The sequence below is a fragment of the Paenibacillus sp. FSL R7-0216 genome (genome assembly GCF_037969915.1).
GTDB classification, from domain to species: Bacteria; Bacillota; Bacilli; order Paenibacillales; family Paenibacillaceae; genus Fontibacillus; species Fontibacillus rhizolycopersici.
In genome coordinates this window covers 3,348,555-3,368,373 of the sequence record NZ_CP150222.1, presented here as the reverse complement: position 1 = coordinate 3,368,373, position 19,819 = coordinate 3,348,555, and the positions used below count along the sequence as shown (strand labels likewise).

Here is a 19,819-nt window from a genome sequence, read left to right as displayed (position 1 = left end):
TCTCCTTAACAATATTTGTATCTAGCAAATATTCGATAAGACTTTTAATTTTCCTTTAATCTATTTATGGGGGTGGTGGTACATGTAATGGCCAGAGAACGTAGCCCCGAGCGGGATAAAGCAAAACAAATGTGGCTTGAGAGTGGCGGGACGATGAAGCTTAAGGACATCGCCGCCGCTCTTTCTGTTCCGGACAACAAAGTCCGGAAATGGAAGGCTTTGGACAATTGGGACGCCGAGCTCAATGGGAGCGCTCCATTTGAAACGAAAGGGAGCGCTCCACGTCGCGGAGCTCCCAAAGGGAATAAAAACGCCGTCGGTAACCGCGGCGGTGCGCCCCCAGGAAATCAGAATGCCAAGGGGAACCGCGGCGGTGCTGGTGGACCGCCCGGCAACAAAAAAGCGGTCACCACCGGCGAATATGAAACGATTTGGATGGATGCCCTCGAGGAGGACGAGCAGGAGCTGATCGACCAGGTTGATACCGATCCGGTTAAACAAGCCGACGAGGCTATTAGACTCTTGACCATCCGGGAGCGCCGCATGCTGCAGCGGATAGCAAAGTTCACGAATGGTCTTACCGAGAAGCAGCGGCGAGTATTGAAGGAACTTACGGCTCTGAAGGATGTCATGGTTGTTCACGATGAGAAAACAGGCGTCACTAAATCTATCCCGGTCACCCGGACCGAAATGGTCGAGTCCGAGATCGAGGAGACGGAATACCGGACTATCGACGATATCATAAAGCTGGAAGAGGCGTTAACCCGTGTACAAGATAAGAAGCTGAAGGCAATCGATCTGAAGAATAAGCTGATTGCAGTTGATGATGAGAAGCATATCAGAACGGCTCTTTTACAGATTGAATTGCAGAAAAAGAAAGAGACTGGCAGCACAGCTCCGCTTCATATTATTGTGGATTATGGAGACGGTGAAGAGGATGATGCATCATGAGTGCCGCTGCTGTTATGGTTCAGTTTAATGCTCACTTCAAAGCGGTCAATCGATCGAAGCGGCGTTACCGGGCTCTCCGTGGAAGCGCTGGTTCCGGTAAGTCAGTAAATATCGCCCAAGATTATATCCTTAAGCTTGGGGATCCGAAGTATGCCGGCGCTAACCTCCTTTGCGTTCGCAAGGTTAACGAGACGAACCGGAACAGTACCTTCGCTGAGCTCACCGGTGCTATCAACCGCATTTTTGGGGAGCAGGCGGATGAGTATTGGGAGATTCTTCGATCACCGCTGACGATCCGCAGCAGGGTTACAGGAAACGAGGTCATCTTCCGCGGGATGAACGATGTGCGGGACCGTGAAAAGGTCAAGTCCATAAACTTTGCTCACGGTAAGCTGGTCTGGATATGGGTGGAGGAAGCGACGGAGCTGCAGGAATCTGACGTCGATATCCTCGATGACCGGTTGCGGGGCGTACTGCTGAATCCGAACCTGTATTACCAGATCACGTTCACTTTTAACCCGGTATCAGCGCAGCACTGGATTAAACGGAAATACTTCGACCGGGAGAGCCCCGACGTTCTGACCCATCATTCTACGTACCGAACCAACCGCTTCATTGATCCGGCCTATTTTCGCCGGATGGAGCGCCGAAAGATCGAGGACCCCGAAGGCTATGCAATCTATGGCGAAGGCGAGTGGGGCGAGCTTGGCGGACTGATCTTCAAAAACTTCATTATTCATGATTTTGATACGTCCTTCGAAATGTTCGACAGCATGCAACACGGACAGGACTTCGGTTTCAACCACGCAAACGCAATACTCACCGTCGGCGTTAAAGATGGTGAGTTTTTTATTTGCGACGAAATCTATGTTCATGAGCTGCCGACAGACCAGATTATTGAGATCGCCGACCGGAAGGGCTTGAGCAAGTACCTTGCCATGTATTGCGACTCCGCGGAGCCGGACCGGATCCAGATGTGGCAGAACGCCGGGTACAACGCGACGGCGGTCGTTAAGGAGCCGGGCAGCGTGCAGGCTCAGATCGACTACCTAAAACAGCGGAAGATCCACATTCATCCGGAATGCGTCAACACGATCAAGGAGATACAGCAGTGGTCGTGGCGGAAGGACAAGAAAACGGGCCTTTATTTAGATGAACCGGTCAACTTCATGGATGATGCGATGGCCGCGCTCCGGTATGCCGCCGAACCGTTGCGGCGTCCAGAAATGCAATTCACGAGTCAACGGCCTGCGGGCTGGTAAGAAAGAAGGTGTTCAAACTGACAATCGTTTATACGAAAAAGAGCTTCCCACCACCACCATTCGACCAAGAGGTCGAAGCGATGCAGTATTACCGGCTGCTGTACGACGGCGATCACGCCGAGATTTTCCCGCGGGCCAAATTGGTGACGCAGGAAAAAAAGGTAGTTCACCGCCGGGTCGGAATCCGGTCGTGGCGGCGCGCTGAGAAGGTACTAAGCGCCGACAATCAGTACATCGTGGCCAACTTCAGCAGCTTGGTCGCTGAGGTTCCTGCGGATCTCTTGAACCGTGCGCTTGGGAATATCTCAGCGGATGTGGAGCAGGGTCCAGAATTGGACTTTGTGTCGAACGTGGTGACGTTAAGCAAGCCAAACGAGAAGATTTGGGCGGCTGTGACGCAGCACCAGGTGGACGGCCGGATCGCATACCGAGCCCGACGAGACTCCTCCGGGGCTGTTTGGTTTGAATGGGTGCTCGGGGATCTGTATTTCCCGCACACCGACGGCCGCGGCGCCGACATCGCCTGGATCGAAGAATGGGGCGAGGAAACGAGGAAACATAAGTACTTACGGGTTGAACGGCAACGCCTCGATGCGAACAGCCTGACCGTGAAGCAGCATGTGTTCGGTATGGAAGGCGATACGGTGATGGATGAGATCGACATCAAGGAATACGCCACTGCTCATGAGATAGATATTCCGGAAGATACCGAGTTTCAAGGCGTGAATGAGCTGCTTTGCGGCGCTGTTACCAACGATGAGACGCTGGTTTATCCGCGGGGGCGCTCCGCACTGCGTAATATTGACGGTCTGCAGGAGGAGATCAACTGGACGATCACACGCGACTCGATCGTGTTTGAGAAGCACGGGAAACCGAAGCTTGCGATCCCCCGGGCCCTTTGGGATACGGTGGCCAACCAAAATCAGCGTGATTATGGCGGTCGCTTTGTACGGAATGCTGATTTGGAAGTTGTGTCATTTGACGAAAAGACAGGCGCAGTACCGCAGTACATCACCTGGGATGCCAAGGTCCAGCAGAGCTTCGAGCATGTCACCAGATTGATCAAGTACATGCTAGCCATCAGCAAGACGTCTCCGCAGGCCGCCGGGCTGGAGGAAGGCAAGGGAGACTCCGGAGTTGCGCTACTTTATCTCTGGATTCAATCTGTTATCAAAGCCGAAGCGATCAAGGACAAGTTCGACGCGGCGATCAAGGACGCGATCCGGAAGTGCATGATCTTGGAGAATGCACTGGGCGATGCCGGCCTGAAGGTTTCGAATCCAATTATTGAGTGGGGCGATATGCTGCCGAAAGCGGACAGTGAGAAGGATACCGAAGAGATCGAGAAATATTCCGGCGGCGTCCAGTCGCTCGAAACCACGGTCCGCCGCATGCACCCGGATTGGTCTGAGAAGGCGATCGAAGAGGAGATCCAAAAGATTACGGACGAACAGGCCGCGAGCAGCATGAACCCGACATTTGCACAGCCGCCGCAGGTGAATTTGGGTGGTAGCTGATGGCGGACGCCGAAAAGCTGATTGCTTTGTACACCCGGGCTGGAGAGCGGTTGCTGGAGCTGATCCGCTCACTCGAGTCCGGGAGCTATTCACGGCGCCGCAGGGAGAAAATACTTCAGCAGATCGTCGAGATCCTCGCCGGCCTAACCGATGGTGCCGCGCAAAGCATGGCTGAGCTACTGGCCGAGGCATACAAGGAAGGCGTCGATGAGGCGGCGAACAGCATGATTTCCCAAGGTGTTCCTGATGAACAGATCAATACCGTACTGGAGCCGCTTATCCACCAGCAGGCCGTGCAGGCGATCATGGATGAATCGTTCCTCCGGATCCTCGAAGCCACCGACAACATGTCGCAGGACGCTAAACGCCGGGTAGAGGATGCTGTCCGGACGGCGACGGAGCGAATGCTCACAGATAGCGTCAACCGACGACTGGCGACAAAAGAGGCGGTTACACGGCTGACCCAACAAGGAATTACCGGAATTGTGACGAAGAACGGCGCCCGCATCCCGGCAGAAAAATACATGGCCGGCGTGGTGCAGTACAACCTCCGTAAGGCTCACGTCACTGGGGCGGAAAACACGATCGTCCAGAACGGTCTCGACTTGGTTTACGTGAACTATGTGGGCATCACCTGCGAGTATTGCGCCAAATACCAAGGCCGCGTGTACTCGATCAGCGGCACGCACCCGCGCTTTCCTAGGCTGGATGCCCGACCGCCCTACCATGCCCATTGCGTGCACTCCCTGTCGGCTTGGATCGAGGAGTACCAGAACGCAGATGATGTGGAGCGCATGATCGAACTTTCGAACAGGCCATTTACCGACAATCGGACCGAAGCAAACATCCGACGTTACAACGAGATCCAGCGGGACAAGGCCCGGAAGAACGAGACTCGGAAGCAATGGATCCGGTACAAGGCAACGCTGCCGAATGACACGCCGAATCTACGGCAGTTCGCCAGTCTGAAGGCGCGGGATGCCCAAACCTACCGCGAGCTGCAAGAGGCTTATCGGAAAGCCAACGATCAAATTAAACGAACGACACCGAATTATGGTCTTATTGCTTCAAAAAATACCGAAATACCAGACGCTAAATTGACCCAATATGCCCTTGATCCAAACCATCCGAAAGGAAAGGACAAAGCCCGTGTTTTTCAGAGTGCGCTGGGTTATAATCAAAGCAACTACAAGGATTTAATCAAAAATGTTGATCGAAACCTTGGCTCTGCGCCTGCGTATTTTAGAGGAAGTACACCTTATGGAGACAAGTACGAGGTAATCCTTCCGCTGCAGGGGCCGAACGGGAAGACTGCAAATGTCTTAACGGCATGGATGATGAAGGATGGGAAAGCGAGGTTGACGAGCATTTATGTCAAGGATTGAAGCAAAGCTTTTTGATGTCGTTCGTTTGAAAGACGGACAAGAGGGAACGATCGTTGAAGTTTATGATGAGCCGCGAGGCTTCGAAGTGGAGATATCCGCGGAGGAACCAGTATTGATTACGGTAAGATATGATGAAGTCGCCGAAGTGATCTGGACGGCGCCATGAACCATCTTTGCTTATAAGCGAAGGTGGCTTTTTTTCTAAAAAGAATTTATTAATCGTTTGACATTTGTGGGTTTAGCTGTTATTCGTTTCTATATGGAGGGGATAACAGTTGGATGCTGAAGAATTAGGGATAATATATGAAACAAGAAAAGAAATTATCAATAGTGGCAGTGGGGTATTTCAGATTAGCTTAAGACCATATGAAGACCTTAATCTACTCATGCCTAAGACAATTTTTCCGTGCAAGATAAAGTTAACTTCAGATGGCGATTACGAATTTGACCCGAAGAAAATTAAAGACGAACTAATAGAAGGAAAATCAATTTATGTAGAATGGGATGAAACCGACGAGAATCAGATAAGTGGAACTCTTGATAGATGGAGAGTCGCTTCGATTGAAGGTCCGTTTATTCGCCCGACTATAGACGAGCTTTTATCTGTACCAGAGGCAGCAGTAATCTGGGGAAAAGGTATTCGAACCATACGTAGTTGTTTCAAACAGTCAATAGAAACCAATGACGGTATGGTTTCTAAATTCGATATGATGAAATATTTTGGAGCATTACAGTCACTTCCAATTCATCTTCGTTCGTTTTATAGGATCATGGTTAAGGACTATCGCAGGGATGGATTTATATACAAAGATATGCGTATAAAGGATTGGATAGAGGATCAAAGAAGACTTCAGTTATATATTTATGAAAAGTCGCTCAAATGAGCGGCTTTTTCTTTTGTCCAAACCGTGGTATGACGTAAAACTGCTATTCGAGGATAGTCCACCCGGACGTAAAACAGGAGGATAAAGATGCGCGAATATATTGCAAGACGGTTTCCATTGAATCTACAGTTGTTTGCCGAGGATCCAAACAATAATCCGGACCCGAATCCGAATCCCAACCCAGATCCCGATCCGAATAAAGGTAAGACCTTCACGCAGGCTGAACTCGACGCAGCTGTACAATCGCGCCTATCTCGGGCTGAAAAAGATGCTAAGAAGGCGCTGGCCAAGGAATTGGGATTTGACTCGGTCGAAGCCATGCAGGCCGCCATGAAAAAGGACAAGGGAAGCGACAAAAAGGATTCACTTGATCCTGCAGAAGTCGAGAAATTGCTCGACGAGCGAATCAAGGAGCGCGAGAAGGAACAGAACCAGAAGACCTTCAATCGCTTGCTGAATGCCGAGGTGAAAGTTTTGGCGAATGAACTCGGGTTCGCTGATTGGGAGGACGCTCTGGCCCTGGGCAACTTTTCAAATGTAAAGGAGGATGATCGCGGAGATTTGGAGGGCGTCAGGGAAGCAATGGAGGATCTATCCAAGAGGAAGCCACACCTGTTAAAACAAAAACCGGGCAGCGGATCTTTCGGTGCTGATGTTCGCGGTGGCGGCTCCCCTGACGACAAGAGGAAGGCGCTGGATCGTATGGCCGAACTGGCAAAAAAGGAAGGCACTCACACGGTCGCAGCAAATGACCCGTGGGGCCGTAAATAAGGAGGAAATAAATCATGCGTTTGCAACCGAAATCGCTGTTTGAAGTCCAGGACGACTATGAAATCCTGGCATCGCTCGAAGTTGTCCGCGAGGTAACGAATGGGATCACGATTGATTCCACGGCGATCACCGCCGATGTCAACGGGGACAAGATCGTCAAGAAGGGAATGCCGATGGCGAAGGTGACTGCGACCGGAAAGTACGTTCCGTATAAGTCTGATGGCACCGACGGCAGCCAGAATCCGACGGTGATCCTTAAGCGTACCGTCAATGTAAAAGACGGCGACGCCGTGGTGGGCGGTTACGAGGTCGCCAAGGTCATCACAGCACGTCTCCCGATTGCCGTAGATGCTACCCTCAAGGGAAAAATGCCGGGTATCACTTTCGCCTAATCGACAATAAATCATTTTTGAAAGGACTGATAAGATATCATGACTACGCAAAAGTTTCGCTATAAATTGAATCTTCAAACGTTCGCGGATCCAGATGAAATCAGCATGCTGGAGGACGCACTTTCCGGGGAGGAGTTGCTGACATACGCCTCTAACCTCACTGTGCAGAACGATTACTGGCAAAACCTACTTTTTCCTGCTCGCCAAACTGACGAGCTCACGGTTGACGTGATCAAATCCTCGTCTCGCCTGCCGGTCATGGCACAAATTGCCGAGCTTGGAACAGAGACTCGGTACGGGTCCCGCGAAGGGGTGAAGGGCGACCGGGTGGAAATCCCGAAAATCCAGCGCGGCCGTTGGATGGATGAGAAACTGATCCGCTTGCTTCTGATCGCTGGGCGTAGCCAGGGCCTCCGGCAGCAAGAGATCCAATCGATCATCAGGGATCAACTCGACGATGCCAAGTATGCTGTCGATTCCATCAACGCTCGGCGTGAGTGGATCGCCATGCAGGCCGTATCTACCGGTACTGTATCCTACGCTGAGGGAGATGTCAGACTCTCCGTCGACTACGGTTACACGGCAGAGCAAAAGCCGGTGCTGTCCGGTACGGATAAGTGGTCGGATACCATCAATTCTACACCGCTGGCAGACATCCAAACATGGTATCAAATCCAAGCGGACCGCGGCGTCAAGTTGACCCGCGCGTTTACGACGCAGGCGATCATCTCGTTGCTGCTCCAAAACCTTTCCATCCGGAAGCAATACTTCGGCGATCCTTCCGGAACCGCTCAGCCTCCGCAGCTCAACAAGAGCCAGTTGGATACTGTTACCGATTCGCTGGGGCTCCCGCGCATTGTCGCATACGATACGCAAGCGCGTGTCGAGAACGATGCTCTATCGAGCGGCAAGTTGTCGATCACGAACGTCCGCATGGCAGCCTCCGATCGCTTTGTGATGCTGCCGTCTGACGCGCTGGGCAATTACCTCTTTGCCACGACGACGGAGGAACTGATGGGCGGTTACGACAGCGTTGGTTCCGGGAATAACGGCATCTTTGTTTTCCGTGACGTTGCAAGCCGGCATCCGCTGCGTGTACGCACAGTGGGCGTCAATCTGGCGTTCCCGGTATTCCCATATGCGGATTCTGTAATCTCCGCGACAGTAATTTAAGTGGGCGCCCTTCGGGGCGCTTATCATTTTTGAAAGGGTGGTAAAACGTGAATACCGTGGATATCAAAGTAACTGGCACCGTGAAACACGGTGGTAGATGGTACGGCCCGAACGATGTCATCTATGGTGTAGACGAGGCCGAAGGAGATCGTATCGTAAAAATCAGCGCTGGCGTCAAAATCGAGAAAACGCCTGAGCAAATTGCAGCCGAAGCAGAAGCAGCAGCACGCAAAGCCCAGGAGGAAAAGGAAGAAGCTGAGCGTAAAGCAGTAGAGGAAAAAGCCAGGAAGGAAGCTGAGAAACAACTGAAAGCTCTCCGAAAGAAGGCTTCGGAGCTCGGCATCGATGGAGCCGACGAGAAGGACGCTGAAACGTTGACCGCGGAGATCGCTGCCAAAGAGCAAAAGTAGGTGAAGTCTGATGGATCGACAAGAAGTGGCTGATTGGATTGCCGCTAATATGTTAGACACCGATGCCTGGGATCGAGCTTCTGAGCAAAAGCAGACCGTGGCCGTCGTGCAGGCGGAGCGGAATCTCACCCGTTGGTACCCGGAGATTAGCCCCATGGCCGTGTCAATCGTCGCTTTCCAGGCGGTCTGGGAGCTGCAGGGCATCGATCCGGCGCTGAAATACCTCAAGCATAATGTCAAAAGCATCACGGACAACGGGGAATCCATTAGTTACAAAGATAACGGAGAGCGACCTGTTGTCGCCCCTGAAGTTCGGGAATTGCTTGGGTCTACGGTCGAAGAAGCAGCTACATCGCAGCAACAGTTTGGTGGGTGTCTCCTATGAGCCTCTTCGGTTATCCAGCCAAAGTGGTCCATTGGCATTCAGAGGTGGATGATTGGGGGCGCCCACTGCCACCCACACCGACCGATAAATCAGCCAAGGTTGTCGAGGAGCAGCGGTTAATCCGAAATTCCCGCGGCGAAGATGTCCAGATCGCATACACGATCTTTCTTCCAGGACTCAACGCTGTAGGATTTGACGATTACATCGTTTACGCAAATAAACTTGGCGTCACGATCCGCTGCGACATCGCTCATATCGAGGTTCGGAAGTATCTCGGCACCGACGACGTAAAGGAGGTCGTTGTGTATGGCAAGCCGCAAAATATTTAGCTGCAGCCTTGAGGGCATTGAGGCGATGGTTAACAGGCTGGATACGCTGGAGAAGGACTTTGATCGCAGGTTGGATGAAACTCTCACGAGGCTGGCATTGAAGGTTATTGCTGACGCTAAAAGGCTTGCCCTGATCGATTCCGGTGATCTGGAAGCGGCCTTGGTCGTTGGTGAGGTCAAACGGACCATTGCCGGCATGTATATTGATCTCGGGACAAGCCCAGAGGTAGACGACTATGCTGTTGTGCAGCATGAGGGTTTCAGAAAGACAAAAGACGGTAGGCTGGTTGAATTGACACCGGGTGAAAAAACGCTAAGCAAGGGAGCATACAACGGTTACTTGCCGGGGAAAAAGTTCCTGGAGAACGCCTTGAAGATGAACGAGCAGTATATCCTCGAGGAGCTCTCGAAGGTATTGGAGGGATAACGTTATGTTTGCAAATGATTTGATCACCTATCTTACTGGCGCTGGCTTCACCGTTTATCCGGACCCCAACTTTCTCCCGGCAGAAATCCCGGAGAATAAACTCCCTTGCCTCTTCGTCTTCGGTACCGGAGGTTATGCTCCCCACGAGTATGTACCAACGGAACGGCCGACATTCCAGGTGATCATCAAAGGAAAGTCTTACAAGACGCTGCCGGCTAACATGGCCGCGACCGAGGAACTGGGGAAGCAACTCATTAAGCATTTGCACCGCCGTGCGAATTATCAAGCCGGATCTGCAGGGGTAATCTCCAGCACCGCCGCACAGCCATCACCGATTCCGCTTGGGCTTGATGAGGGTGATCGCCCAATGTTCTCGACAAATTTTATGTTCTATACGAAGGAGGATGAAAATCCATGAGTGACGTGGATAAAATCTATGCAGGCCCTGGTATTTTTGTATGGGGAATCGATGATAATGGCGATGAAGAAACGGACGCTCTCACCATTGACCTTACCCAAGGCGGAATCACGTTTACAACGTCGACCACGTATTTCGAACCGACGACCGACCAGACGGGTACGGCCCCGGTGAAGTCGATTTCTACCGGAACGACCGGTGCGATCAACTTCGAAACGCCTGATATGGACTTTGAGAAGGTGCTTAAGTATAACCCGAATGCCTTGAAGGTCCAGAATGCAACCGACCCGACGAAAGCGAAGTATCAAGTAACCGGTTTGGCTGGAAAAGAGTTGCCTCGTAAACGTGCAGTCATTATGCCGCAGGGTATCTCCGACCCGAGTCAATTCATTTACATCGAGTCTGTCGGCATCAAGTTTGATATGAATGCTGCCTATGTGTTGGATAACAACCGCCGGCTGACCATTTCGGCTATGGCTTATCCGTCCTTAAGTGCAACGCCCAAAGGACTGCTGTATACCTGGGGCGACATCTCCGTTACGGCCTAATCTAATTAATCGAATATTCAAGCAAGGGGGAAGGCAGACGCGCCTTCTCCTTTTTTCTATTTTCCTTGAGAGGACTGATCGAAGATGTTCAACTTCGGTAAAAAAGACCTTGTGATGCTTGGTTCTAAGAGGGTTCAGATCCCTAAGCTAACCCGCAGTCGGTTGAAAAAGCTGACCGACCATATCGGGTCGATTGGCGATTACCTCGTAAAGCTATTCCTGACTCCAGAAAAAGACCGCGCGGTGTTCATTGTGGCCGCCGCTGACGTTTCCATAGATGAGATATATGAATTGACATCCCTACTAAGCGATATCCCGATGGACTACCTTGACGAGCACGCAGCATTCTCGGAATGCACAGACTTCCTCCGGCTCACCTGGGAGAAGAACGACATGAACGAAGCCCTAAAAAACTTAGGCGGCCTGATTCCTCCGATGGCGCAGCAGTTCGTGCAGTCGATAGTCAAGCGGATGAATCGGGCCGGAGAGTAATAACGCACGATGATTTCGTGCTCCGTTGCTGTGTTGTTCTAAGTAAGACACAGTACGAGATCGAGAACGAGTATTATTTTATCGATCTGCCCGAACTATTGATGCTTAAGGATCAAGTGCGTGCATCTGAGATGCTGGAGCAGATCGACATCGTGGCATTCCCGCACAACTCAGACAAGGAAGCCCGGAAAGCGATTGTGAATCGGTATGTAACTGTTCTGCCGAAGCCACCGACGCCTAAGCCGAAGTCGGCCCAAGAGCAATACGAGGCGTTGAAATTACGGATGAAGGGACGGTGAGAAGATGGCAACGGAAATTGGTGAACTGAGAGCGCGGATGACGGCGGACTCGCAGCAGATCAAGGCTGAGCTCCGTCAGGTCAAGCAATACCTGAAAGAGCAAAGCGACGAAGCAAAAGCGGCCGCGGGAAACTTTGATGCCTTGAACAGTGTACTTTCTCAAGTTGGGCTTGGCGCAAACCAAATCAAGAAGGTCAACACTGAGATCCGGAACACCAACCCGCAAATCTTGGAAAAACAACTGGAGCAGGTAAGGAACCAGCTCCGGATGCTCGGAGTTGATGCCAAGCAGATTGAAAAGATTGAGCGGGAAATGAAGGACGCTGCATCGGAAACGGCCAACACCAAGCGGAGCATCGATGGGCTTGCCTCCGGTCTGGCTGCCCTCGGTGCCGGTGCCGCAACAGCTAAGTTGGCCAGTACCTTTAAGTCGCTAGCCGATGAAGCACAGAGGCTTGCGATGTCCTATCAAGGCTTATCCGAGGTATCGAAAGCACTAAACGTCGATACTGAAGAATCTATCGGATTGGCCGAAGGACTCTCCGATCGCTGGGGGATTAGCCGGACAGCACTGGCTGATACGGTAAAAACATACCTGACAGCCGGCCTGACCTTAGAACAAACGAAGGACATCATCACCGCTACTGCTGACGCCGCCGTCTATAACAGGGAGGCGCATTTGTCCTGGGACGAGGCGATCCGCCAAGTCGCTCAAGGTATCAAAATGGGGAACTCGGAACTCACGGATGCCGCGGGTATCACGACCAACCTATCGGTCATGTACGACCGATATGCCAAGACGATCGGTACAACAGCCGCCAAACTGACCGAGGCCCAAAAAATCCAAGCTGCATATAACGGCATCATACAGGAATCAGCGCTGTTCGCTGGGAATGCAGACTCAGCCATGAGCGGGTACACAGGAACGCAAGCGACGTTCAATCAGACACTGCAGATGGCCAGAGTAGAGATTGGAGAAGCGTTCCTCCCTGTTCTTCAACAGGTTATGGAGGAGATCATGCCTCTTGTGAGGAGCTTTACTGAGTGGGCGAGTGAGAATAAGGAGGTTGTTGCGGGGGTTGGGGCGGCAACAATCGCGATTACCGCCCTTATCGCTGTGGTTGGTGCCTTGTCAGCGGCTTTTCTCGTACTTAACAGTACTATGGGCCCAATTGGTTGGATAGTTCTGGCTATTGGCGCCGTTGTTGCCGGAACTACGGCGTATAGCATGGCGGCCGACGCTGCCTCCGGGTCCGTATGGAAGTTCGCACAGAGCCAGGAAGAGCTGAATAAAAAACTGTCCGAATCACCCCTGAATCGGTCGTCACAGGATGTGAAAGACCTGCAGGCGGACTACGACACCCTCAACAAGCTACTCGAAAATAGAGCGAAGCTTGAGGAGGAAATCCAGAAAAAACAAATTGGATTGCGTGGATCCGGTCAAGCCCGCGGGATGAACTCCGACCTCCAAAAGCGAATGAACGAGCTGAGTGATCTACAGCAGAAATTAGAGGACATCAACGATGATCTGAAGGTTTTTGGGGCTGATACACCAGAAAAGGCCAACAAGGTACTAGCAGACCTGAAAAAACAAATGGATGGTGCTGTGCCGGCCTTGATCGATATGAAGCGTGCTGAGTTGCAAGACCTCGCTGCTAAGAACCAGAAGATCTCCTCGATGGAAAGGCTCGTTACTCGGTATAAAGAACTGAGTGGGGCACAAAAGTTGGATCAGGCCCAAAAAACGGAGCTGATTAGCATCACCAACCAGCTCAAAGCAGAATACCCCGATCTGCATGCCCTAATGGATGAGGAAGGCCGGATCCGAATCCAGAACATTGACTACATCGAAGATCAGATCGGCGCTGAACGCGCGCTTATTCAGGGCTCTGTCGATTCGGCTAAAGCTTATATCTCGAATCTTCAGAAGATGACTGATGCGCAGCGGGTGTCTGTGGAGACGCAGATCAAGAACTACGAGAATTTGCTTAAGGCGATGCAAGCGGTGGCCGGAACGCAAACAACGGGCCCGAAAAAGGAGTCCGGCACCGTGACGCTCAGACAGGCGAACCCGCTCCTTGGGCAGTATGCTGAGTCATATGCTACCGATAACCTTAAACCAACTCAGGACAAACTGAATGATCTCTATGATGAGCAGAATCGGTATGCACAGGCACAACTTGAACTGAAGAAGTTGGCGAATTCGTTAAGTTCAAGCGGGTTGGACACTTTTCTTCCAAGTAGCTCCGGGTCCGCCGGGGGCGCCGGTGATGATTCGAAAAAGCAAAAGGGAAAGACCGCCGCAGAGCTCCGAAAAGACGCCTACGACGCCGCAATCGCCACGGTGCAATATCAGGCCGAAATGTACGACTGGACAGCAGACCAGCAGATCAAGGCCTATGAGAAGGTGCGTAAACAGCACCAGAAGCACCTCAATGAATCAGTCGAAGACGAGCGGCAGATGAACTTGCAGCTCAACCGGCTGCAGGAAGATAGTGTTAAGTCCAGATACGACTTTTCAGCGGAATGGATCGACCGCGAAGAACGCCGGATGGAAGAGTCCAGTAAGACGGAGATCGAGATCACTCAGATGAAGATCGATGCCTGGACACGGGTACGCGATCGCTATGCAAAGGACAGCGAGCAATACAAGCAGGCCGATGAGGAACTTTACCGGGCGCGCAAGGATTTAATCAAACTGCAGGAGGACGCCGAGAAAGAGGCGACCAAGGCCCGGGAGGAGCGCGTCAAAGAATACCAGAAGCAAAACGATGATCTCGTTAAGTCCGAGCTGAAGGCGATCGAGAAGGCGAAGCAGGCGGAGCTGGACGCGATCGACAAGAGGCGGCAAGAATACCTGGATGCTCAGAATGAGAAGATTGCCGCCATCGATGAACTGCTGAAGAAGGAAGAAGAGCTCAATGCTGACGCTGATTATGAAACACAATTGGCCGAAAAGAAGGCTCGACAGGCTCTGTTAAGCACTGCAGTTTCTCCGGAAGGACGTAAGGAGTTGGCCGACATAACGGCTGAAATCGAGCGTATGCAGCTCGAGCACAGCCGAGAGCTACGGAAACGCGATCTTGAGGACCAGAAGGACAAATTGGAAGACGAGAAAGACGAAAAAGAGAAAGCCTACGACGAGGAGAAACGGCTCACCGAGGCTCGATACGATGCTCTCACCGAAGCGCTTGAAGAACACCAGGACGATATCGAATTTATCGAGATGGCAATCAAGGACTTCCGAATCACCGCAAATCAAGAGGCCAATAATCAGATCCTCTCTGATCTGGATCAATTCGTGAGCGAGTACCGCAGTCGCATGGCCGAGATTACGTCTCTTTCAGCCGCGACATCCGCCGGCGGGGTAAATGGTGGAGGATCATCCTATTCGCAGGCCGATCTCGACCTTGCGGAGTACAACGCCAACAAGGATGCCTGGGATGCGGCAAAGTCTCGGGGGGATAAGGAAGCAATGGCACAACTGTCCGCCCGAAATGAGGAAATTCGCCGGATGTATGGGATAGAGAAAGATACAGGGAAGCTGGACAGACTTCCAAGTTATGATGTTGGCGGTGTGATCCCAGGGCCCGCGGGCACACCGGTACCAATCGTTGCTCACGGCGGAGAAATCTATTTGAACCCTGAGCAACAGGCGAATCTTTTCCGTATGCTCGATGCGCCAAGAACCTCACCTGATGACCGTTCTTCGGTGGCGCCTCAGCAGATTATTCATAACACCTTTGACATGTCTGTTGGCACGGTCGAGGTAAACGACCAGACGGATGCCGAAATCCTTTATACGGAGCGTGAGCGGGCGGCGCGCCGGCTCGCCATGACAGGAGGCGGTAAATAGATGGAGGACTTTGATGTATCAGTAAACGGCGAATGGATCTCCGAGGTCACCGGTGCCATCCTGGTCCGTCGAAGTATCCCAGGGCTGCCCGAGGCGATCGAGAACACTGTGGAGATCGCAGAGCGTGACGGAGCAATAGATTTCGGCAGCACCTACGGAGCCCGGCCTGTTGGCCTGGCTTTTTTTATTGCTGGCGATTATGACACGACGGTCGGGCTACTGATGCGGAAGTTCAACACACGACGTGGCCAGCTCGATCTCGTTTTCTCAGATCGTCCCGGTAAGCATTACTTCGGAAAATACCGCGGGACAATTAGCTGGGATGAATCGACCGGGAACCGGGTAATCGACATCCCGCTCAAAATGTACGATCCGTTTCCTGAGAGCGATGAGAAAATTACTGAGCTGACCATCACCCAATCCCCGCAGGTAATCTCCATCGAGTCTACCGGTGACGAGCGGGCAAGCCCCGTGATCGTGTTGACCAATACCGGAACAACGACATTATCTAACTTCAAAATATCAAATGAATACGAGAAATAGGAGATGATTTTATGGCTATGCAAATATCAGATTGGCTTGCTGATCAAATGCTGAACGCCGCTCTTCGCGGAATCCCCTTTGATCCTCCTGATAAAATCTTCCTCGCTCTTTACACAAGCGATCCCACAATAGCTGACACAGGGACAGAGGTCAGCGGAGGTTCATATTCCCGTCAAGAAATTACCTTCGGAGAACCGTCCACAGTTAGCGGCAAACGCACGGTTGTTAGTTCGGATGACGTTGAATTTCCAATCGCAACAGCAGACTGGGGGCTAGTATCACATGTTGGGCTTCGTGATGCTGCATCGGGCGGGCATCTTCTTTGGTCAAATGCGCTTTCGAGTAGCCGTTCAATACAGCTTGGAGATAGACCTAAGTTCTTGGCGGCAAGTACGACGATTGCGTTCGCACAGTAAGTGAGGAGGTCTGAAATATGGCACAACAACCTATGTACCCGGCGAAGAGTAATAGCCCGATAACGGAGCTGGCCGCTGCTATATCAGCGGAAGATACGACGATTACTCTTTTGTCAGCAAGCAACATTCTGGAAGCTCCCAACCTGTTTACCCTGGGAAATGACGAAACTGCAGAAATTGTGCTTTATACCGAAGTTGTCGGCACAATGCTTACCGTTACGCGAGGCTTCGGCGGAACGACGGCGAAAGCGTGGCCGGCCGCAACAAAAGTGGCACGGAATTTTTCGGCTTACGATCACGAATCCTTTCGGGCGAACATCTCCGATTTGGATACCCGCGTAATAACCGCGCAGGAAACCGCCGACCAGGCCGTACCGACGGCTAATGCATACACCGATCAGCAATTACATGTTACGGAAATGGCTATCACTGCATTGGAAGAGCGCCTTGACACCGCCGATACCGTCCAGATCACGCTGCAACCCGACTTGCAGATAGTCAATGCGGACAAAGATTCCCGCTTTAAATTAGGGGAGATTAAAGGCCGTACGTTGATTAACCTTATCAATAACGGGAACTTTGATTCTCTAACCGGATGGAATATCGACCCAACCTTAGTTGCGCTGGATACCTCTATTAAGTATATTGGGGAATCTAGCGCCAAAGTTATCTTAGGTAGCGGAGGGGTGGCTACCGTAGAAAAGTTGTTCCCTTACGATAATACAAAGAACTATGTATTTGTAGTATACGTAAGAACACAGGGCGGCGCGGAGACGAGGCTTAGACTAGCACAAATCGGCGCAGGAACGGAAGTTTCTACTGGATTAATAACATCGGACGGGAAATTCTCCCCCGTTTTTGTGCGTGTCCCTGCTGGATTCTACCCAAGTGTGACGAATGACGTAGTTTTGGGGCCTGTTTTCACCGGAGCAAGTGGTACAGTGGGTAATGTTGATGCGTGCTGTGGTTACGAAATTTCCCAAGCGGAATATGACGCTTTAGCGTCCATGACACCGGAACAAGTCGCCGCTAAATATCCGTTTATGCCGTCCGGGATTGTTGGGGTAGAAAATCCTTATGCTATCGGATATGGTGAAAACCTTTTGCCGCCGTTTAATGAGCAATGGGCGACATCCGCTAATGTGACAATATCCCAAAAGTCTCCATATGAAATACTGTACAAAGCTACTGGAACAGCCCAAGGATATGCACACATTGCCGGGTTTAAAGTTCTTCCCAATACCGATTACACGTTTTCGGCTGAACATAATCTAGGGATTAACGTACATGTTCCCGGTGTTGGCGCTATTGTGTCCAACAACGTAGCGCAATCTGTAACGTTTAATACTGGTTCCGCTACCATCTTAAACATCGGGTTTGTCAACGGATCGCCTAGCGGGGTTCCCGGGGATTATGTTATTAAAAACCCAATGCTGGTGCTTGGGGCCGAAGTAAAGCCATTTAAACCACAGCGAAAGTCTATGCTTGCCCTGCAAACGACATTACACGCTAACCCGACAGATGGAAGCGAACAAGATGTATTGTTTGAAAAAGAGGGACAATACTTCAAGCTGGCGAAGTGGAAAAAGTCCATTATCGACGGATCATATGCCCCTACTTTGGGTTCCACTCCAACCGGGTACAAGGTAGTTAGATTAGACTATCCGGCCATTGGCGGCTTAGCGAATACGGGTTATGTAACAAAGTATGACGGGAAGGTACTATCTAGGGTTAATTATGGGGCAAGCACAACAGCCGCAGATCAATTCGTGAGTGGTTCTAGTGGTGATGTTCACATTGCTATTGCCAACACGGACAGCGGTTGGGGAGACAGCTACACGCCGACAGCTGGCGAGATAAAGGTGTATTTTATGGGCTGGAAGATGTATCACGTAGAATCTAGCGATTATGCATCCACGTATAACGGTACCGGAACAAAACGTTGGGTTAGTATAGGTGACATGTCCACGGTCAGCCCTGTATTGGGTGTCGTACCAACTACCCAAGCGCCTAAATGGAATCCTTACCAGCTTCTTTACCGCCTAGCTAAAGACATCGTAGAGCCTGTGCCTTTTGAGGGAGCATTAATTCTACCGGAAGGACAAAGCGTGATTGATGTTGGAACGGGGATTGTGCTAAGGGAAAGTGTTACTCCTAAGCTAGAAAGCGGCACGGGTACTTACTGGCTTAATATAGTCAATAGCCAAACAGACTTAGCTAGTCAATTTGCCTACAAAACTGACAAGATCATGGCTATCTATGCGGATTCTATGTTGGATAGTAAATGGAATACTAAGGCAGGTTCACCGCTTTCCTACGGGGCTATAGCCGCCGCGATTTCAGACTACAACTTCGATCCTACAGCATCCTACACCGTTACCTATATCAAGTTGGACAAATCACCTATCCAGCCGATCACCGGGAAGCTGGCGGCCAACGAGAAAGCGCAGATTAGCGACTTAATGGAGGCGGTGTCTAGTGCGTTATCGGCGGCATCAGTAGTCGGGACAGGCGGGGCGTCCCAAGCGGCTATAGGATCGCTATCCAGTCTCAAAACGGATAGTAAGGGGAATTTGGTCGAGGCGGTAAACGAGCTTTTTACAGATGTCAGTGATGGAAAGACGGCGGTCGCTACCGCTATTACTGGCAAAGGGGTAACGGCATCAGGTAGCGACACTTTTCAGGAGTTAGCGGGTAAGGTAGGACAAATACCTACGGAATTGCCGCCGCTTTCCTCGGCGTATGTTGCGGCCGCGGGAACAATGGCAACGATTGGACAGTCTGACAAACTCCTTAGAACATCTTCAAAAACAATTTTTTATAAGAATACACCGACTTATGCTATTTATGCCTATGACACCCAAACGATGACGTTCCTCTCAATAACTCCGATTACATCGGCACCGTTTAATGCGGGATCAACGGCATATGTTCCTAGACCGGGGTATAAGGAGTTTTTCCTTCGGGGTCAAGGGGTGACGGCAGGAAGTAAATTCTATAGATATGACGAAAATTACAACTTGTTGGGAACGCTTGAAACAAATAATAATTCCGTCATTAACTCGAACATATCTTCGGAAAAATTGATTTATGGGTGGGGAACTGGTTCGAGCAACGTCTATGATATGTTGGGGAACTCGCTCGGGACGGCCACGTTTACTAGTGTTGGATATGGATTTCAGCACGCGCAAGCCTTTCCTTTAAAAGACGGAATCGTCGTTATTAGGCTCTTTAGAGACGCCAACAGCGGCAACCTGTATTATGACGGAATAATGATTAAGGAATTCAACGCGACCTATAGCGCGGGCCAAACGATTAGTTTGGGTCAGGGAATACCTTGGAAATTTTTCATTTAGGAGGA

The 19,819-nt window shown here is 51.2% G+C and carries 21 protein-coding genes; all 21 read left to right on the top strand.

What is annotated here, in order from left to right; translation table 11 throughout:
* Positions 1-87 precede the first annotated feature (87 nt).
* The 21 genes from terS to MKZ15_RS15350 all read left to right on the top strand — a co-directional run bounded on the left by terS (position 88) and on the right by MKZ15_RS15350 (position 19,814).
* Positions 88-951, top strand: coding sequence for a phage terminase small subunit (gene terS, locus MKZ15_RS15450; protein ID WP_339816804.1), 864 nt, complete (start codon positions 88-90; stop codon positions 949-951).
* Positions 948-2,213, top strand: coding sequence for a PBSX family phage terminase large subunit (locus MKZ15_RS15445; RefSeq protein ID WP_339816802.1), 1,266 nt, complete (start codon positions 948-950; stop codon positions 2,211-2,213). Before terS ends, MKZ15_RS15445 begins: the two co-directional genes overlap by 4 nt.
* An 80-nt stretch (positions 2,214-2,293) precedes the next feature.
* Positions 2,294-3,730 carry a hypothetical protein gene (locus tag MKZ15_RS15440; RefSeq protein WP_339816801.1) on the top strand — a complete coding sequence of 479 codons (1,437 nt, stop codon included), beginning with the start codon at positions 2,294-2,296 and terminating at the stop codon, positions 3,728-3,730.
* Positions 3,730-5,115 carry a phage minor capsid protein gene (locus tag MKZ15_RS15435; protein ID WP_339816799.1) on the top strand — a complete coding sequence of 462 codons (1,386 nt, stop codon included), beginning with the start codon at positions 3,730-3,732 and terminating at the stop codon, positions 5,113-5,115. The genes MKZ15_RS15440 and MKZ15_RS15435 overlap by 1 nt, the downstream gene beginning before the upstream one ends.
* Entirely contained in the window at positions 5,102-5,281 is a 180-nt protein-coding gene (locus tag MKZ15_RS15430) for a hypothetical protein (RefSeq protein ID WP_339816796.1), read from the top strand. The genes MKZ15_RS15435 and MKZ15_RS15430 overlap by 14 nt, the downstream gene beginning before the upstream one ends.
* A 109-nt stretch (positions 5,282-5,390) precedes the next feature.
* On the top strand, positions 5,391-5,999 hold the full coding sequence (locus tag MKZ15_RS15425) for a hypothetical protein (RefSeq protein WP_339816795.1): 609 nt from the start codon (positions 5,391-5,393) through the stop codon (positions 5,997-5,999).
* An 87-nt stretch (positions 6,000-6,086) separates the two neighbouring features.
* Positions 6,087-6,770: a scaffolding protein gene (locus MKZ15_RS15420; protein ID WP_339816794.1), complete on the top strand. Its 684-nt coding sequence runs from the start codon at positions 6,087-6,089 to the stop codon at positions 6,768-6,770.
* A gap of 14 nt (positions 6,771-6,784) precedes the next feature.
* Complete coding sequence (locus MKZ15_RS15415) at positions 6,785-7,162, top strand: head decoration protein (RefSeq protein ID WP_339816793.1); 378 nt, start codon at positions 6,785-6,787, stop codon at positions 7,160-7,162.
* 39 nt (positions 7,163-7,201) lie between these two features.
* The gene (locus MKZ15_RS15410; protein ID WP_339816791.1) at positions 7,202-8,335 is read left to right on the top strand and encodes a major capsid protein; all 1,134 of its coding nucleotides are present in this window, start codon (positions 7,202-7,204) and stop codon (positions 8,333-8,335) included.
* A gap of 47 nt (positions 8,336-8,382) precedes the next feature.
* Positions 8,383-8,745 carry a hypothetical protein gene (locus MKZ15_RS15405; protein ID WP_339816789.1) on the top strand — a complete coding sequence of 121 codons (363 nt, stop codon included), beginning with the start codon at positions 8,383-8,385 and terminating at the stop codon, positions 8,743-8,745.
* A 10-nt stretch (positions 8,746-8,755) separates the two neighbouring features.
* Positions 8,756-9,130, top strand: coding sequence for a hypothetical protein (locus MKZ15_RS15400; protein WP_339816788.1), 375 nt, complete (start codon positions 8,756-8,758; stop codon positions 9,128-9,130).
* Complete coding sequence (locus tag MKZ15_RS15395; RefSeq protein ID WP_339816786.1) at positions 9,127-9,459, top strand: hypothetical protein; 333 nt, start codon at positions 9,127-9,129, stop codon at positions 9,457-9,459. Before MKZ15_RS15400 ends, MKZ15_RS15395 begins: the two co-directional genes overlap by 4 nt.
* Entirely contained in the window at positions 9,437-9,886 is a 450-nt protein-coding gene (locus tag MKZ15_RS15390; protein WP_339816784.1) for an HK97 gp10 family phage protein, read from the top strand. Before MKZ15_RS15395 ends, MKZ15_RS15390 begins: the two co-directional genes overlap by 23 nt.
* Positions 9,887-9,890: 4 nt before the next feature.
* The gene (locus MKZ15_RS15385) at positions 9,891-10,304 is read left to right on the top strand and encodes a minor capsid protein (protein ID WP_339816782.1); all 414 of its coding nucleotides are present in this window, start codon (positions 9,891-9,893) and stop codon (positions 10,302-10,304) included.
* Positions 10,301-10,852, top strand: coding sequence for a hypothetical protein (locus MKZ15_RS15380; RefSeq protein WP_339816779.1), 552 nt, complete (start codon positions 10,301-10,303; stop codon positions 10,850-10,852). The genes MKZ15_RS15385 and MKZ15_RS15380 overlap by 4 nt, the downstream gene beginning before the upstream one ends.
* Positions 10,853-10,936: 84 nt before the next feature.
* Positions 10,937-11,344, top strand: coding sequence for a hypothetical protein (locus MKZ15_RS15375; protein WP_339816778.1), 408 nt, complete (start codon positions 10,937-10,939; stop codon positions 11,342-11,344).
* Positions 11,345-11,361: 17 nt separating this feature from the next.
* Positions 11,362-11,643: a hypothetical protein gene (locus MKZ15_RS15370; RefSeq protein ID WP_339816776.1), complete on the top strand. Its 282-nt coding sequence runs from the start codon at positions 11,362-11,364 to the stop codon at positions 11,641-11,643.
* Between the two features lie 4 nt (positions 11,644-11,647).
* A complete protein-coding gene (locus tag MKZ15_RS15365; RefSeq protein WP_339816774.1) occupies positions 11,648-15,499 on the top strand; it encodes a hypothetical protein in 3,852 nt (1,283 codons plus the stop codon).
* Complete coding sequence (locus MKZ15_RS15360) at positions 15,500-16,042, top strand: phage tail domain-containing protein (RefSeq protein ID WP_339816773.1); 543 nt, start codon at positions 15,500-15,502, stop codon at positions 16,040-16,042. It begins immediately after the preceding gene.
* Between the two features lie 11 nt (positions 16,043-16,053).
* Positions 16,054-16,458 (top strand): hypothetical protein, encoded by a 405-nt coding sequence (locus MKZ15_RS15355; protein ID WP_339816772.1) that lies wholly within the window; start codon positions 16,054-16,056, stop codon positions 16,456-16,458.
* A 17-nt stretch (positions 16,459-16,475) separates the two neighbouring features.
* A complete protein-coding gene (locus tag MKZ15_RS15350) occupies positions 16,476-19,814 on the top strand; it encodes a hypothetical protein (RefSeq protein WP_339816771.1) in 3,339 nt (1,112 codons plus the stop codon).
* Positions 19,815-19,819: the final 5 nt, after the last annotated feature.